Source organism: Streptomyces sp. W16 (assembly GCF_033194735.1).
In the GTDB taxonomy this organism is placed as follows: domain Bacteria; phylum Actinomycetota; class Actinomycetes; order Streptomycetales; family Streptomycetaceae; genus Streptomyces.
In genome coordinates, this window is record NZ_JAWOAI010000238.1 from 1 (window position 1) to 14,775 (window position 14,775).

The following is a 14,775-nucleotide window of genomic DNA, read 5'->3' on the forward strand; positions in this document are numbered from 1 at the left end:
CTCCGCCTCGGCCTCGGGCGTACGACGGGCCGCCTCACGCCGGTCGACGGCCGTGCCGCCGGCCCAGGCCGCGTGCTGCTCCAGCGTCGCCGCGTCCATGCCGGCCACGGCGGCCTCCCCCAGCACGGAGAAGCCGGTCGCCGCCTGCACCGCGGAGAGGTCCAGCGGACAGCCGTCCTCGGCCCCGACGGAGGTCGGCGGAAGTTCTTCGCGTACGTCGTCCTGCACCGCCGTACGACCGACCGCCGCGTCCTGCGACACCCGGCCCTCGACCGACCCCGCGACCGTCTCGGCCGTCAGGACCAGCCCCGTCGCGCCCGTGCAGGACACGGCGACATCGGCACGTGTCAGCTCGAACGGCACCGACTCCATCGGTACCGCGCGGGCCGACACGTCCGTTTCGGGGCTCTCGGTGATGATCTGGGCGAGCCGCTCGGCGCGGTCGGAGGTGCGGTTGGCGACGACGATCTCGGCGACGCCGGCGCGGGCGAGGGTCGCGGCGGCCAGCGACGACATGGAGCCGGCGCCGATGACCAGGGCGCGTTTCCCCTTCGCCCAGGCCTCCACCGGCGTACCGGAGGAGAGCTGCTGAAGGCCGAAGGTGACCAGGGACTGGCCCGCGCGGTCGATGCCGGTCTCGGAGTGGGCGCGCTTGCCGACGCGCAGAGCCTGCTGGAACAGGTCGTTCAACAGCCGCCCGGCGGAGTGCAGTTCCTGCGCCTTGGCCAGCGAGTCCTTGATCTGGCCGAGGATCTGGCCCTCACCGACCACCATCGAGTCGAGGCCGCAGGCCACCGAGAAGAGGTGGTGGACGGCCCGGTCCTCGTAGTGCACGTAGAGATAAGGAGTGAGCTCGTCCAGGCCGACGCCGCTGTGCTGGGCCAGCAGCGTGGACAGTTCGGCGACGCCCGCGTGGAACTTGTCCACGTCGGCATAGAGCTCGATGCGGTTGCAGGTGGCCAACACCGCGGCCTCGGTGGCCGGTTCGGCGGCGACCGTGTCCTGCAGCAGTTTGATCTGGGCGTCCGCGTTGAGCGTGGCCCGCTCCAGGACACTGACCGGCGCGCTGCGGTGGCTCAGCCCGACGACGAGAAGACTCATGCCGGCATCACGGCGGGGACGTCCCCGTCAGGGCCCTGCTCGGTGGAGTCGCCACGGCGTGTGGCGGCCGGGTGCGCGCCGTCGGCTGCGGCGGCGGCCTCCTCGCCGGCCTTGCGCTGCTCGTGGAAGGCGAGGATCTGCAGCTCGATGGAGAGGTCGACCTTGCGGACGTCGACGCCGTCCGGGACGGTCAGCACGGTCGGCGCGAAGTTCAGGATGGAGGTCACACCGGCGGCCACGAGGCGGTCGCACACCGGCTGGGCGGCACCGGCGGGGGTGGCGATGACGCCGATCGAGACGCCGTTGTCGCTGATGATCTTTTCCAGCTCGTCCGAGTGCTGCACCGGGATGCCCGCGACGGGCTTGCCGGCCATCGCCGGATCGGCGTCGATGAGGGCGGCGACGCGGAAGCCGCGGGAGGCGAACCCGCCGTAGTTGGCGAGGGCGGCGCCGAGGTTTCCGATACCGACGATCACGACCGGCCAGTCCTGGGTCAGGCCCAGTTCGCGGGAGATCTGGTAGACGAGGTACTCGACGTCGTAGCCCACACCACGGGTGCCGTAGGAGCCGAGGTAGGAGAAGTCCTTGCGCAGCTTCGCGGAGTTGACGCCCGCGGCGGCGGCGAGCTCCTCGGAGGAGACCGTGGGTACCGAGCGCTCCGAGAGTCCGGTCAGCGCGCGGAGGTACAGCGGGAGACGGGCGACGGTGGCCTCGGGAATCCCTCGGCTGCGGGTCGCCGGTCGGTGAGTTCGGCCAGTTGCCACGGTGCTCCTGCGGGTAGAGCGGGGCTGTGGGCGGTCACACGAACCCAGACCGCCCCGTCGAAAGCAGGCTATGTCTTTGTGAACGCGTGCACAAAGATGGTGTCCGATTTGCCCGGGCAACGTGACCGGGGTCACGCACAGGCGTCCCAGGCGTATTCCAGGGGGCAAAACCGCCACACTCCTCGTAATTCCCGCCCCCGAGACCAAACCGCCGTCGATCCTAAGCGACGTTCGGGTGCGCATTGAACTACTTGGTCAGTTCCCGGCGCAGCCGGCCCTCGTCCACCCGCCAGAAGGTGTGCTGTTTCCCATCGATCAGGACGACCGGAATCTGCTCCCAGTACTCGTCGTGCAGTCGCTGGTCCTCGGTGATGTCCTTCTCCTCCCAGGGGACCCCGAGGTCGGCGCAGACCTTCTCCACGACGAGCTGCGCGTCCTCGCAGAGATGACAGCCGGGCTTGCGGATGAGGGTGACGAGATGACTCATGCACACCATTCTCGCGCCACCGGTGCACTTCTTTAACGGCCCGGTCGCGGAGAGTTCACAGCCTCCGAACCTCTCGGCTCCGGAACCACCGAACAAACTGGCTATGCTCACGACATGGCCGCTCTCGGATGGCTCACTCCCCGTAGGCGCTCCGCCACGGCGCGGAGCGTGTTGGCAGGCGAGGCCTCTGCGGAGGCAGCGCGCAAGTCGTCGCAGGATGTCCAGGACATAGAGGACGCCCTCGCGAAAGAAGCAACGCAGGAACCGGAGTTCCCGGTCCTCGGCGACGACAGAGCAGCCGCCTTCTTCGACCTCGACAACACCGTCATGCAGGGCGCGTCGATCTTCCACTTCGGCCGCGGCCTGCACAAACGGAAGTTCTTCGAGACCCGCGACCTCCTCAAGTTCGCCTGGCAGCAGGCCTGGTTCAGGCTCGCCGGCTCCGAGGACCCCGAGCACATGCAGGAGGCGCGCGACTCCGCGCTGTCCATCGTCAAGGGCCACCGCGTCGCCGAACTCCAGTCGATCGGTGAGGAGATCTACGACGAGTACATGGCCGAGCGCATCTGGCCCGGCACCCGCGCCCTCGCCGAGGCGCACCTCGCCGCGGGCCAGAAGGTGTGGCTCGTCACAGCGGCCCCGGTGGAGATCGCCAACGTGATCGCCCGCCGCCTCGGCCTCACCGGCGCGCTCGGCACGGTCGCCGAGTCCGTCGACGGCGTCTACACCGGCAAGTTGGTCGGCGAACCGCTGCACGGCCCCGCGAAGGCGGAGGCGGTCAAGGCGCTCGCCGCGGCGGAGGGCCTGGACCTCTCCCGGTGCGCCGCGTACAGCGACTCGCACAACGACATCCCGATGCTCTCGCTGGTCGGGCACCCCTACGCCATCAACCCGGACGCCAAGCTGCGCAAGCACGCGCGACAGCTGGACTGGCGGCTGCGCGACTACCGAACGGCCCGCAAGGCGGCCAAGGTCGGCATCCCGGCGGCGGCCGGCGTGGGCGCGGTGGCGGGCGGCACGGCCGCGGCGATCGCATTGCATCGCCGACGCCGGTGACGCGGTAAACACAGCCAATCCACGGAACGTACCCGCGTAACCCCCTGTCCAGTCACGTTGGCTGCACACGGCCACAACACGCCCTGCTCCCTGACTGAATTCGGACTGTTCTGATCAACAACCGTTCACTCTGCGGTACTTGATCGAGCGTCAATCGGTTACAGAAGCGACGTAATCGATGATTTGAGCAACTGGGTGTAGCAGCGCCTGCACGAAGCGTTATTCTCCTCAGACGCAATCCGGCACCTCTCTGTCGCTACGACGGGTGAACGTTCCGGTACTGCACGTGATGGAAGCTCTGCCTCTGGGAGTCCCGTGTACCCACACGTCGGGGTTGACGCCTCGGGCCTGGCTACGCTGCGCGCAACGGTCCAAGACCTGTTGCGCGGCTTCGTCCCCACCGCGTACGCCGTCCCCGCCGCCTTCGCCACCACCGCACCCGTCGGTCCGTGCTACGCACTGGCCGACGGTGGCGCCGCGGTGGGCAGACGAGGGCGCTCGGCCGGCGCCGCCACCGCACGCCGTCCGGCCGCTGACAGCGACAGCGCCCGGATGATGGACCTCGTGGAGCGTGCCCAGGCCGGCGAAGCCGACGCCTTCGGCCGCCTCTACGACCAGTACAGCGACACTGTGTACCGGTACATCTACTACCGAGTGGGAGGCAAAGCCACCGCCGAGGACCTCACCAGCGAGACCTTTCTGCGCGCCCTGCGCCGCATCGGCACCTTCACCTGGCAGGGCCGCGACTTCGGCGCCTGGCTGGTGACCATCGCCCGCAACCTCGTGGCGGACCACTTCAAGTCGAGCCGCTTCCGGCTGGAAGTGACCACCGGCGAGATGCTCGACGCCAACGAGGTCGCGCGCTCCCCCGAGGACTCCGTCCTGGAGTCCCTCTCGAACGCCGCCCTCCTCGACGCCGTACGACGGCTCAACCCCCAGCAGCAGGAGTGCGTCACGCTCCGCTTCCTCCAGGGCCTCTCCGTCGCGGAGACCGCCCGGGTGATGGGCAAGAACGAGGGTGCGATCAAGACCCTCCAGTACCGGGCCGTGCGCACTCTCGCCCGGCTCCTCCCGGACGACGCCCGCTGACGGCACACGCTCGGTAACGCCCAACTCGCGCTCAGTGAAAGTCCGTTGAGTTCGCGGTCGGATCATCCGCCGTCCGTAACCCAAGTGCCGCGCCACTCGTTGTGCGGGATACAGGCTCCCTGTGGTCACACCCTGACCCTCTCCGATCACTCGATCGTGTGGATGTGGTCAGGCTGTGCAACCCTCAGGACCCCCTGGGGAGTCGACCGTCATGACGCGAGAGGAGGTGCCGCCAGTGATCGCGAACGTATCGGCGCACCGGCGGGCGAACGCCTTCGCCCAGGCCCTGGAAGAGGAGCAGTCCGACCGGGGCACGGCGGCCGAGCAGTCCGAAGGACCGGCACCGGCCCCGGCTGCTGCGGAACAGACCGAGCGGGGCCGCATGCTGGCCTTCGCCACCGGTCTCGGCGAGCTGCCCAAACCCGTGCTGGACCCCGAGGTCAAGGTCGTCCAGCGGGCTCAGCTGGTCGCCGCGTTCGAGGCCATGCTGCAAGGAGGCGAGGCACCAGAACCTTCGGTACCGGAGCAGCGATCCCACCGGTCCCGGGGCACCCACCGGGCCACCGGACTGGGCAAACTGCGACCGCGGTCCCGGCTCACCAAGGGCCTCGCGGCCGGCGGCCTGAGCGTCGGAGTCGCCGCCGGAGCCTTCGGCGGAGTCGCCGCCGCCAGCTCGGACGCCCTGCCGGGCGACGGGCTGTACGGCCTGAAGCGCGGCATCGAGGACTTCAAGCTCAACTACCTGTCCGACGGCGACGACCAGCGCGGAGTGGCCTACCTCGACCAGGCGTCCAACCGCCTGAGCGAGGCACGCCGGCTGATCGAGCGGGACCGAAGCGGCCACCTCGACCACGAGCAGCTCGGCGAGATCCGCCGCACGCTGTCCGGGATGACGCACGACGCGTCCGAGGGCCACCGCCTGCTGCACGAGGCGTACGAGCAGGACCCGAACTCGCTGGGCCCCATCCAGGCCCTCTCCGCGTTCTCCCGCTCGCACCGCGAGGCCTGGGGCGCCCTGCGCGACCGCCTCCCCGTCCAGCTCGGCGACGTCAGCGACCAGGTCTCCTCGGTCTTCGACGCCATAGACGAAGAGGTCGCCCCGCTCCAGTCACTGCTTCCGCAGCCCCCGGCCAAAACCGGCGGCGGCACCGGCAGACACCGGGCTCCGGGCACGGAGTCCACCGGCTCGACGGGCTCCCACCGCTCGACGGCACCGAGCACGACCGACGGCTCCGCGGAGACCAGCCACTCCAGCACCCCCAGCGAGTCCGCCACCACCGGCGACGGCCTCCTCGGCGGCAACACGGGCGGCCTCCTGGACCCCCCGAAGTCCTCCGGCACGGCCTCCCCGTCCACCAGCAAGCCCTCAATCACCGAACCGGACGTCACGCTTCCGCCGCTCCTGCCGGGCCTGTTGCCCGGCTTGGGCATCGACAGCGAGGACGCCAACTAGGCGGTCACGACCTGTGCGGCTACGGGGACTCCCTCGTAGCCGCACAGCCGTATGTTCAGAAGAACACCGACCGCCGCTGCACCAACAGCTTGTACAGCGTGTGCTGGATCTGTTCTCTCACCTGGTCGGTGAGGTTGAACATCAGCATCGCGACCATTTACATTGCCGCCCTCGCACCGCTCCGCGGGCTTCGCACGGCTGCGCCGGACTCCGTCCGTCGGCTCGACGCTGGCCGAGTCACTGCCCCCGAGCGCCCTGCCGTTGCGGCCAGGCAATCGTCAGGTTTCTCAGACGCAGCCCGCGAAGAAGCCGCAGCCCTCAGAAGAACACCGACCGCCGCTGCACCAACAGCTTGTACAGCGTGTGCTGGATCTGTTCTCTCACCTGGTCGGTGAGGTTGAACATGAGCATCGGGTCCTCGGCCGCCTCCGGCGGATAGCCGTCCGTGGGGATCGGCTCGCCGAACTGGATCGTCCACTTCGTGGGCAGCGGGATCGCGCCGAGCGGGCCAAGCCACGGGAAGGTCGGCGTGATCGGGAAGTACGGGAAGCCCAGGATCCGGGCCAGCGTCTTGGAGTTGCCGATCATCGGGTAGATCTCCTCGGCCCCGACGATCGAGCACGGGATGATCGGCACACCCTTGCGCAGCGCCGTCGAGACGAAGCCGCCCCGCCCGAAGCGCTGGAGCTTGTAGCGCTCGCTGAACGGCTTGCCGATGCCCTTGAAGCCCTCCGGCATCACCCCGACCAGTTCACCGCGCCCCAGCAGCCGTTCCGCGTCCTCCGCGCAGGCGAGCGTGTGACCGGCCTTGCGGGCCAGCTCGTTGGCGACCGGCAGCATGAACACCAGGTCCGCCGCGAGAAGCCGGAGATGGCGACTCGCGGGGTGGTTGTCATGGACGGCGATCTGCATCATCACGCCGTCCAGCGGAATCGTCCCGGAGTGGTTGGCGACGATCAACGCGCCACCCTCCGCCGGGATGTTCTCGATGCCCTTCACCTCGACCCGGAAGTACTTCTCGTACAGCGGGCGCAGCGCCGGCATGAGGACCTCGTCGGTCAGCTCCTCGTCGTAGCCGAAGTCGTCGACCTCGTAGTCCCCGGTCAGCCGGCGGCGCAGGAAGGACAGGCCATGGGCGATACGGCGCTCCAGGCCCCCCTGGCCGCTCTGACCGACCTGGCCGCCCTCGTCCTGCGGCTGCTCCGGCTCTTGTTCCTCACGCGTCACAGGAACATCATCCTGCGCGAAGTCCCGGCCCGGCAGGGGCTGGACCTCACGGACCAGCGCGGGTTCGCCGTTCTTGCGCCGGTGTCCCGTGCTCCGGCGCCGCTGTGGCCGCTGCACGGCACCCGCGCGGGACCGGTCGTCGTCGAACGGAATGACCTTGGCATCCGCCATCGTTGATGCGCTCCTCAGTTGGCGCTCGGCGTCGGGGGGTGGCCACTGTCCGGCCGGGACAGCGCGGCGATCCGGTCGACGGCCCCCGCGAGGGCCTCCGGCGGCAGCAGCCCCGGACCCTGACCGCGCGCGAAGTCCGCGAAGGTCTCGGCGGTCGTGTACTTGGGCTGGTACCCCAGGGTCTCGCGCATCTGCACCGTCGACACGACCCGGCCGTGGGTGAGCAGCCGGATCTGTTCCGGGGAGAAGTCCGTCATGCCCAGCGTCCGCACCAGGGAACCGGCCCAGGTGACCGCCGGCAACAGCAGTGGCACGGTCGGGCGGCCCAGCCGCCGGGAGCACTGGGAGAGCAGCAGGACGCCGTCCCCGGCGATGTTGAAGGTGCCGCTGTTGAGCGTGCCCCGGTCCGGATCGTGCGAGGCGATCCGCATGACCTCGATCATGTCGTCCTCGTGCACGAACTGCAGCCGCGGGTCGTAGCCGAACACGGTCGGCAGGACCGGCAGCGAGAAGTACGAAGCGAGCGGCGAATCCGCCGTAGGACCAAGGATGTTGGCGAACCGCAGCACGCACACGGCGACGTCGGGCCGGCGCCGGGCGAAGCCTCGTACGTACCCTTCGACCTCGACGGTGTCCTTGGCGAAGCCGCCGCTCGGCAGGGACTTCGGCGGGGTCGTCTCGGTGAAGACGGCCGGGTCGCGCGGGGCGGAGCCGTAGACGTTGGTGCTGGACTTCACCACCAGGCGCTTGACGACCGGTGACTTCTGGCAGGCGCCGAGGAGCTGCATCGTGCCGATGACGTTGGTCTCCTTGACCGTGGTCCGGCTGCCGCTGCCCAGCGCGGTGCCCGTCACGTCCATGTGGACGACCGTGTCGGCGCCCGACTCGGCGAGCACCCGCGCGATGGTGGGCTGCCGGATGTCGGCCTGGATGAACTCCGCGCCCCCGAGGTGATGCCCGGGCGGGACCGCGTCCACGGCGATCACCCGGTCCACCTGTGGGTCACGCTGAATCCGTCGTACGAAACGGCCCCCCAGCTGACGGGCCACTCCGGTCACGAGCACGACCTTCCCCAAGATCAGCGCCTTCCTTCTGAGTTACCCGTGTGCGGCCAACCTAGCGGTTCGGTGTTGCGCTGTGATGACCGCCAGACCCACGAAAGTCCGGAACATAACTGTGGCCCCCCACCGGAAACCGGTGGGGGGCCACAGGAGACGCATCTGCGGCGCCGCGTCGCCTACTTCTTGTTACGACGCTGCACGCGCGTGCGCTTCAGCAGCTTGCGGTGCTTCTTCTTAGCCATCCGCTTGCGCCGCTTCTTGATAACAGAGCCCACGACTACCCTCGCTCACTTCTCATCACTCGGTGCTGGGCATCATGGGCCCATACGACCTACAAGGGGCCAGCCTACCCGTCCGAGCGCTGAGGTCGTAATCGAGGTATCGCCTCAGGCTGTCTCCACCCCCACATAACTCTCGCGAAGGTACTCGTGTACCGCTTGCTCGGGGACGCGGAAGGACCGCCCCACCCGGATAGCGGGCAGATGACCGCTGTGCACCAATCGGTACACGGTCATCTTCGACACTCGCATCACCGAGGCGACTTCCGCCACGGTAAGGAACTGAACCTCGTTCAGAGGCCTCTCGCCAGCTGCAGCCATGACACACCTGAACCTTCCGCACTCGACGGTCACCGGCTTCCCCTTCCGGTGACTCTTCGTCGTTGCGTGCTCACTCCCCAATGTAGGGGCGTGTGATGCGAGTGGGGAAGAGGTGCACCCATCGGCGGCCATCGGCGGCCTACTGTGACAGACACGCTCGATTGAGTACGTAGCGGGTAAGCGGCCGGTAGTAATCGGACCGCACGGCGTCATCAAGTGGAACTGCCACGGACACCGACCCCTCGGCCTCCCCCACGAACAGCGCGGGGTCATCGGTGTCAGCGAGCCCAATGGCCTCGAACCCCAGCTGACCTGCTCCGCAGACCCATCCATGGTCCCCGATCACCAGCTCCGGAAGCACCCCGCCGGCCTCCGCCGCCGCACTCAGCACGGTACGAACCGGGAGCGGTGAGTGCGTGTGTGCGCCGGGCTCACAACCGGGGCGTTCGGGGCCCGGATCGCGGACGAGCGCGACACCTCGTACGTAGGCAAGGTTGTACGTGCGTAGACCGAACCGGGTCGTTATGTCGACAGAGCGACCATGCGCGGAGGTGAGAACAGCACATCCCGCCGCCGACAGCGCGTCCGCCAACGCGGCGTAGAACCCGAGCAGTCGGTGCGGATGTCCGGTGCCGAGGAGCACCGGTCCGTTGCGCTCAGCCACCGCACCCAGGCGGTCGGCGAAGGCGTCCAGAGCGGTCAGGGTCCGCTCCGGGTCGATCACATCATGCCCGGAAACATGTCTCGGGTCGGCCGAAACCCCGCACTTGTCGGCCATGAGACCGATCAAGTCCCGCTGTCCCCATGTCCATTCGGGATCGAGTCCGATCAGCACCCGGGGGTCACGAGCGGCGAAGGCCCGATAACTCCGCAGGCTCTCCTCCCGCGAGGTGGCCACGGGTCCGGCCAGCCGGGCGGCCAGCAGATGCGCGCGGAGCGCGCCGGTGCTCAACACGGGAGCGATGGTGACGGACGCGGGGACCGCCCACGGCGGGAACGCCCGGAACACCGCACCGTTGGCGTAACACCGGTGACAGGACAGTGACAAAAGCGACCACAACTGTCGTACGGGTTCCCGGGTCTCACCTTGCGTGGACGGAACGACCAACCGTCCCAAGCGAGTTGACCAGCAACATCAACTGGGGGAACACCACCATGAAGCTGTCCCGTCGCACCACGACCGCCGCCGCACTCACCGTCCTGGCCCTCGGCGGCACGGTCGCCGCCACGGCTCCGGCCTCGGCGGCCACAACCACCAAGGCGGCAGCGGCCACCGCCACCTACAACGGCGCCTGCGGCACCGGCTACAAGGTCATCGACTCCACGCCGGTCGGCAACGTCGGCAAGGTCTTCCTGACCTGGAACGAGTCGACCGGCAAGAACTGCGCCGTGACCATCCGCAACACCCCGGGCGCGAAGATCTTCATGGCCGTCGAGCTCAACATCGACATCGACGAGGAGCACAACCCGGTCGTCGACAGCGGCCAGTACACGTCGTACGCCGGCCCCGTCTACATGTCCGCCCGCGGCTACTGCGCCGTGTGGCAGGGCGTCATCGGCACGGCCAAGGGCGGCGACTCCGGCCACTGCGGCTGACGCACCAGGCCTCGCATCCAGCGCCGGACGGGCAAATCCAGCCCGTCCGGCCCCCTCTCAACGCAGGCCGCCGCTCTCAGCCCGTCCGGCGTTTGAGGACGAGGCCGTCCAGGCCGAAGCGGGGGTCTGGGGGCGGCAGCCCCCAGGGATGGGACGGGTAGGGGCGGCGGGGGCGAAAATCCTCGCGATACCCGCCCCCACCCGCACAACCACCGGAGACCTAAGCCAACAACCCCCGCAACGGAAACACCGCCCGCCGAGTAGCCAGAACCGCCTGGTCAAGACGGTCGGCGGGGTCATACCCCGACTCCCAGTCGGCGTAGACCACCGGCCACCGCCCATCCGTCATCCGCTGCGGCCCCAACTCCCGCGTCCGCGCGAACGCTTCCTGCCGCCACCCCTCAGGGATCACGGCCTCGGGCGAGATCTCCCGCCCCGCGGCGATCGCGACGAGATGCGTCCAGGACCGCGGCACCACCTCCACCACGGCATAACCACCCCCGCCGAGCGCGACCCACTTCCCGTCCGCGTACTCGTGCGCCAGCTCATGACAGGCGACCTGCACAGCCCGCTGCGCGTCGAGCGACACGGCGAGATGCGCGAGCGGGTCCTCGAAGTGCGTGTCGGCCCCGTGCTGAGTCACCAGCACCTGCGGCCGGAAGTCCGCGATCAACTCGGGTACGACGGCGTGGAAGGCCCGCAGCCACCCCGCGTCCCCGGTACCGGCCGGCAGCGCCACATTGACCGCCGAGCCCTCCCCCTTCCCGGCCCCGGTCTCCTCCGGCCAGCCGGTCTGCGGGAACAGCGTCCGGGGATGCTCGTGCAGGGAGATCGTCAGCACCCGGGGGTCCTCCCAGAACGCCGCCTGGACCCCGTCCCCGTGATGCACATCGACATCGACGTACGCGACCCGCTCGGCCCCCAGCTCCAACAGCCGGGCAATGGCGAGCGAGGCGTCGTTGTAAATACAGAACCCGGAGGCAGCCCCCGGCATGGCGTGATGCAACCCACCAGAGAAGTTCACGGCGTGCAGCGCGTCCCCCGCCCACACAGCTTCCGCCGCCCCCACCGACTGCCCCGCGATCAACGCGGACACCTCATGCATCCCGGCAAAGGCAGGATCATCCATCGTGCCCAGCCCGTACGCCCCGTCCGCCGCATCCGGATCGGCCGAGGCGGCCTTCACCGCCTCGACGTAGTCCTCCCGGTGAACGAGCCGCAACGTCGAATCACCGGCGGGCTTGGCCGCCACCACATCCACGTCCTTGTCGAGCCCGAAGGCGTCGACGAGTCTCCGGGTCAGGGCGAGCCGGACCGGGTCCATCGGATGGTCCCGGCCGAAGTCATAGCCCGTTACTGCCTCGTCCCACATCAGCTGTGCGCGCCCGCTCATGCCCGTCACCGTACCGGCCCTCCTGCGGCGCGAACGAGCGGGCGTACACCAACGTCACCAGCACCAACACCATCGGCACGAGCATGGCCCCGCGGTAGCTCCACGCGTCGCCCAGCGCCCCCACCAACGGCGAACCGATCAGAAACCCCACGTAGTTGAAGACATTGAGCCGGGCAATGGCCGTATCCGAAGCCCCCGGGAACAACCGCCCGGCCGCCGCGAAGGTCTGCGGCACCAGCACACACAGCCCGAGCCCCAGCAGCGTGAACCCGAGCATCCCGACCCCGGCCCCGGGCGCCACGGCCACCACCGCGAACCCCACCGCGGCCACCACCGCTCCCAGCCGCACGACGGCCACGGCCCCGAACCGCCGCACCCCGAGGTCCCCGATCCCCCGCCCGACCAGGCACATCACCATGTAGACGTTGTACGGAACGGTCGCCACCTGCTCCGAACTCCCCAGCACGTCCTTCAGATACTTCGCGCTCCAGTTGGAGACGGTCGAGTCCCCGATATAGGCGAAGGTCATCACCAGGCACAACGGCAGCAGCAACTTGAAAACGAGCGGCCCGGCTTCGGCACCCTCCGCCTCGCTACCCGGCGCATCCCCGTCGACGTACCACCGACTCCCCACAAAGGTGGCCGGCAGCAACACCGCCACCACGGGCAGATACGACACCCACAGCGCGAGATGCCAGTGCGCCCCCGCCCACGCCAGCGAGGCCCCCACGATCCCGCCCAGGCTGTACGCGGCATGGAAACTGAGCATGATGCTGCGCCCGTACGTCCGCTGCAGACTCACCCCGAGCATGTTCATCGAGGCGTCCAGCGCACCCACCCCGAGCCCGAACGCACCGAGCGCGACAGCCAGTTCGGCCATGCTGTCGCCCGCCCCGACCCCGAGCAGCGCCAGCAGCACGACGGGCTGGGACCAGCGCAGCAGCACACTGGGCCGTATTCGCTTCACCAGCTGCTCGGTGGTCACACTCCCGACGCCGGCGAGGATCGGCACGGCGGCCAGGAAGACGGGCAGCAGCCCGTCCGAGACCCCGTACCGGTCCTGGATCGCGGGGATACGCGTCACGAGCAGCGCGAAGGTGGCGCCCTGAGCGAAGAAGCTGAACGCCAACGAGGCCCTACCGCGCCGCAGCACATCTGTCATGGCGGCGAGCGTAAGGGCCCCGGCGTACTCGTGGGTAGATCCAGCCAAAGATGAATTCGGCTCACCTTTACCGAACGGCGGCCAGCGAGGGCAGAACCGCAGGTGCGGGGGCATCCCCGCCCTTCAGCTCGGCGGCGATCATGTCCGCCATCGGCCCGGCCGCAAGACCACCACTGACGACAGCCGCCACACCCATCGTCCCGACCATCACGACGGTACCCAGCCACACCATGGTGTCCACGGGCAGCGTGTACGCCCCGACGACCCTGGCGACACACTCGCCGAGCAGCGCGACACCCCACACCACCGAGAACCGCCGCTCGGCCCGCTGAAAGGCCGCCGACCCGCTCAACAGCCGCTCGAAGGCGGCCTCCCGGTCCGCGTCCCCCTTCACGAGGAAGGGCTTCATCCCGGCGGTCATCATCGGCCTGCCCATCGCCACCGACACCAGCACCCCGATCCCGATGGCACTGCTGACCCCGCTGTCCTTGGCGAGCATGAGCCGCGGATCACCGGCGACGAGACTGAGCGACAACCCGACGACATTCACGAAGAGGATCAGCGCGGCAAAGCCGTTGACCGTCCGCTCCGCGACAACACCCCACACGGTCCGCACCGCCGGCACGACACTGCTCCACCCGAGCGCCGCCAGAGTGCTCATCCCGAACCCGCTCTTCAGCAGGTAGTACGACCCGATCGGCACCGCCACGTCCATGAGGAGCGGCGCGAAGCTCTGCTTCTTGTTCTTGGACCCCGTGTTCGTCGTCATGCCCTCAGACTGCCGCGAGGACCCGGCCCCCAGTAGAACCGATCGTCCGGACCTCGGCATGACAAATGTCAGACGAGCAGGTCAGGCAACTCCCGCATATCAGCGAAGAGTTGAGTAGCCCCCACAAGCCGCTCAGCAGGCGTCATGGCGGTGAACCCGTACACATCCATCCCGGCCGCCACAGCAGCCCGCACCCCCAACGGACTGTCCTCTACGACCACACACTTCTCCGGTACGACGCCCATCCGCTCGGCCGCGTGGAGGAACAGATCCGGCGCCGGCTTCCCCCGCCCCACGTCCTCGGAGCTGAAGACCCACTCCTCCTCGAACCACTCGTCCAGCCCCGTCGCCCGGTGCCCCGTCCGAATCCGCGCATGACTCCCGGACGACGCCACGCAGTACGGCACTCCGTCCGCGACCAGCCTCTCCAGCACGTCGACGGCCCCGGCGACCGGCTTCAACTCCCGCTCGAACGCGGCGAACACGCGCGCGTGGAAGACATCGTCGAAGTCGTCCGGCAACCGCTGCCCGGTGCGCTCCTCGACGAGATCGTGGACACGGTGCATCGCGGCGCCCATGTAGTCACGAAGGGACTCCTCGTACGAGGTCGGGTGCCCGAGCTCCGTGAGATAGCCGGCCAGGAGCCTGTTGGAGATGGGCTCACTGTCGACGAGGACACCGTCGTTGTCGAAGATCACGAGGTCGTAGCGCATACCGCTGAGCCTAAACGCAGAAAACCCCCGTACCGAATTAACGGTACGGGGGTTTTCGCAATATTTGTTCGGCGGCGTCCTACTCTCCCACAGGGTCCCCCCTGCAGTACCATCGGCGCTGTAAGGCTTAGCTT

Annotated in this window: 16 protein-coding genes, 1 rRNA gene and 1 pseudogene; 4 read left to right on the forward strand and 14 right to left on the reverse strand. The window is 68.8% G+C overall.

The features are described from left to right. From hemA to R6V09_RS28305, 3 genes are all read right to left on the reverse strand, one after another. On the reverse strand, positions 1-1,101 hold a 1,101-nt coding region (gene hemA / locus R6V09_RS28295), incomplete at its 3' end, for a glutamyl-tRNA reductase (RefSeq protein WP_317884271.1). Beyond that, on the reverse strand, positions 1,098-1,865 hold the full coding sequence (locus R6V09_RS28300; RefSeq protein ID WP_317884272.1) for a redox-sensing transcriptional repressor Rex: 768 nt from the start codon (positions 1,863-1,865) through the stop codon (positions 1,098-1,100). The genes hemA and R6V09_RS28300, both read right to left, overlap by 4 nt. 247 nt (positions 1,866-2,112) lie before the next feature. Beyond that, on the reverse strand, positions 2,113-2,352 hold the full coding sequence (locus R6V09_RS28305; RefSeq protein WP_317884273.1) for a glutaredoxin family protein: 240 nt from the start codon (positions 2,350-2,352) through the stop codon (positions 2,113-2,115). A 114-nt stretch (positions 2,353-2,466) separates the two neighbouring features. Between R6V09_RS28305 and R6V09_RS28310 the strand changes: the two genes are divergently transcribed. The 3 genes from R6V09_RS28310 to R6V09_RS28320 all read left to right on the forward strand — a co-directional run bounded on the left by R6V09_RS28310 (position 2,467) and on the right by R6V09_RS28320 (position 5,950). Continuing rightward, entirely contained in the window at positions 2,467-3,408 is a 942-nt protein-coding gene (locus R6V09_RS28310) for an HAD family hydrolase (RefSeq protein ID WP_262063525.1), read from the forward strand. Between the two features lie 315 nt (positions 3,409-3,723). Further along, positions 3,724-4,497 (forward strand): ECF subfamily RNA polymerase sigma factor, BldN family, encoded by a 774-nt coding sequence (locus R6V09_RS28315; RefSeq protein ID WP_019075382.1) that lies wholly within the window; start codon positions 3,724-3,726, stop codon positions 4,495-4,497. Positions 4,498-4,732: 235 nt separating this feature from the next. Then, positions 4,733-5,950, forward strand: coding sequence for a DUF5667 domain-containing protein (locus R6V09_RS28320; protein ID WP_317884274.1), 1,218 nt, complete (start codon positions 4,733-4,735; stop codon positions 5,948-5,950). Between the two features lie 55 nt (positions 5,951-6,005). Here the strand turns inward: R6V09_RS28320 and R6V09_RS28325 are convergent. The 6 genes and pseudogenes from R6V09_RS28325 to R6V09_RS28350 all read right to left on the reverse strand — a co-directional run. Then, positions 6,006-6,098 (reverse strand): annotated as a pseudogene (locus R6V09_RS28325) (glycerol acyltransferase); the annotation flags it as partial. Between the two features lie 170 nt (positions 6,099-6,268). After that, positions 6,269-7,348 carry a lysophospholipid acyltransferase family protein gene (locus R6V09_RS28330; protein WP_317884275.1) on the reverse strand — a complete coding sequence of 360 codons (1,080 nt, stop codon included), beginning with the start codon at positions 7,346-7,348 and terminating at the stop codon, positions 6,269-6,271. Between the two features lie 14 nt (positions 7,349-7,362). Next, positions 7,363-8,424, reverse strand: coding sequence for an NAD-dependent epimerase/dehydratase family protein (locus tag R6V09_RS28335; RefSeq protein WP_317884276.1), 1,062 nt, complete (start codon positions 8,422-8,424; stop codon positions 7,363-7,365). 161 nt (positions 8,425-8,585) lie between these two features. Further along, a complete protein-coding gene (locus tag R6V09_RS28340) occupies positions 8,586-8,684 on the reverse strand; it encodes a 30S ribosomal protein bS22 (protein WP_003948845.1) in 99 nt (32 codons plus the stop codon). A gap of 111 nt (positions 8,685-8,795) precedes the next feature. Beyond that, a complete protein-coding gene (locus tag R6V09_RS28345; protein WP_004984898.1) occupies positions 8,796-9,008 on the reverse strand; it encodes a helix-turn-helix domain-containing protein in 213 nt (70 codons plus the stop codon). 139 nt (positions 9,009-9,147) lie between these two features. Beyond that, positions 9,148-9,963 carry a phosphatase gene (locus R6V09_RS28350; RefSeq protein ID WP_317884277.1) on the reverse strand — a complete coding sequence of 272 codons (816 nt, stop codon included), beginning with the start codon at positions 9,961-9,963 and terminating at the stop codon, positions 9,148-9,150. A 200-nt stretch (positions 9,964-10,163) separates the two neighbouring features. Between R6V09_RS28350 and R6V09_RS28355 the strand changes: the two genes are divergently transcribed. Next, a complete protein-coding gene (locus R6V09_RS28355) occupies positions 10,164-10,604 on the forward strand; it encodes a spore-associated protein A (protein ID WP_317884278.1) in 441 nt (146 codons plus the stop codon). Positions 10,605-10,824: 220 nt separating this feature from the next. Here R6V09_RS28355 and R6V09_RS28360 read toward each other — a convergent pair whose 3' ends face one another. The 5 genes from R6V09_RS28360 to rrf form a co-directional block, all read right to left on the reverse strand. Next, positions 10,825-11,997 carry an acetoin utilization protein AcuC gene (locus R6V09_RS28360; protein WP_317884279.1) on the reverse strand — a complete coding sequence of 391 codons (1,173 nt, stop codon included), beginning with the start codon at positions 11,995-11,997 and terminating at the stop codon, positions 10,825-10,827. Then, positions 11,948-13,159: an MFS transporter gene (locus tag R6V09_RS28365; RefSeq protein WP_317884280.1), complete on the reverse strand. Its 1,212-nt coding sequence runs from the start codon at positions 13,157-13,159 to the stop codon at positions 11,948-11,950. Before R6V09_RS28365 ends, R6V09_RS28360 begins: the two co-directional genes overlap by 50 nt. A gap of 67 nt (positions 13,160-13,226) precedes the next feature. Next, positions 13,227-13,928, reverse strand: a complete 702-nt coding sequence (locus R6V09_RS28370) for a VC0807 family protein (protein ID WP_317884281.1) — start codon at positions 13,926-13,928, stop codon at positions 13,227-13,229. 68 nt (positions 13,929-13,996) lie between these two features. Next, positions 13,997-14,641, reverse strand: coding sequence for an HAD family hydrolase (locus R6V09_RS28375; RefSeq protein ID WP_317884282.1), 645 nt, complete (start codon positions 14,639-14,641; stop codon positions 13,997-13,999). Between the two features lie 66 nt (positions 14,642-14,707). Next, positions 14,708-14,775, reverse strand: a 5S ribosomal RNA gene (rrf, locus tag R6V09_RS54685); the annotation flags it as partial.

Coding starts and splice junctions, on each gene's coding strand:
- R6V09_RS28345 (WP_004984898.1), bottom strand. CDS start 9,008: ATGGCTGCAGCTGGCGAGAGGCCTCTGAACGAGGTTCAGTTCCTTACC.
- R6V09_RS28305 (WP_317884273.1), bottom strand. CDS start 2,352: ATGAGTCATCTCGTCACCCTCATCCGCAAGCCCGGCTGTCATCTCTGC.
- R6V09_RS28310 (WP_262063525.1), top strand. CDS start 2,467: ATGGCCGCTCTCGGATGGCTCACTCCCCGTAGGCGCTCCGCCACGGCG.
- R6V09_RS28330 (WP_317884275.1), bottom strand. CDS start 7,348: ATGGCGGATGCCAAGGTCATTCCGTTCGACGACGACCGGTCCCGCGCG.
- R6V09_RS28355 (WP_317884278.1), top strand. CDS start 10,164: ATGAAGCTGTCCCGTCGCACCACGACCGCCGCCGCACTCACCGTCCTG.
- R6V09_RS28360 (WP_317884279.1), bottom strand. CDS start 11,997: ATGAGCGGGCGCGCACAGCTGATGTGGGACGAGGCAGTAACGGGCTAT.
- R6V09_RS28375 (WP_317884282.1), bottom strand. CDS start 14,641: ATGCGCTACGACCTCGTGATCTTCGACAACGACGGTGTCCTCGTCGAC.
- R6V09_RS28365 (WP_317884280.1), bottom strand. CDS start 13,159: ATGACAGATGTGCTGCGGCGCGGTAGGGCCTCGTTGGCGTTCAGCTTC.
- R6V09_RS28370 (WP_317884281.1), bottom strand. CDS start 13,928: ATGACGACGAACACGGGGTCCAAGAACAAGAAGCAGAGCTTCGCGCCG.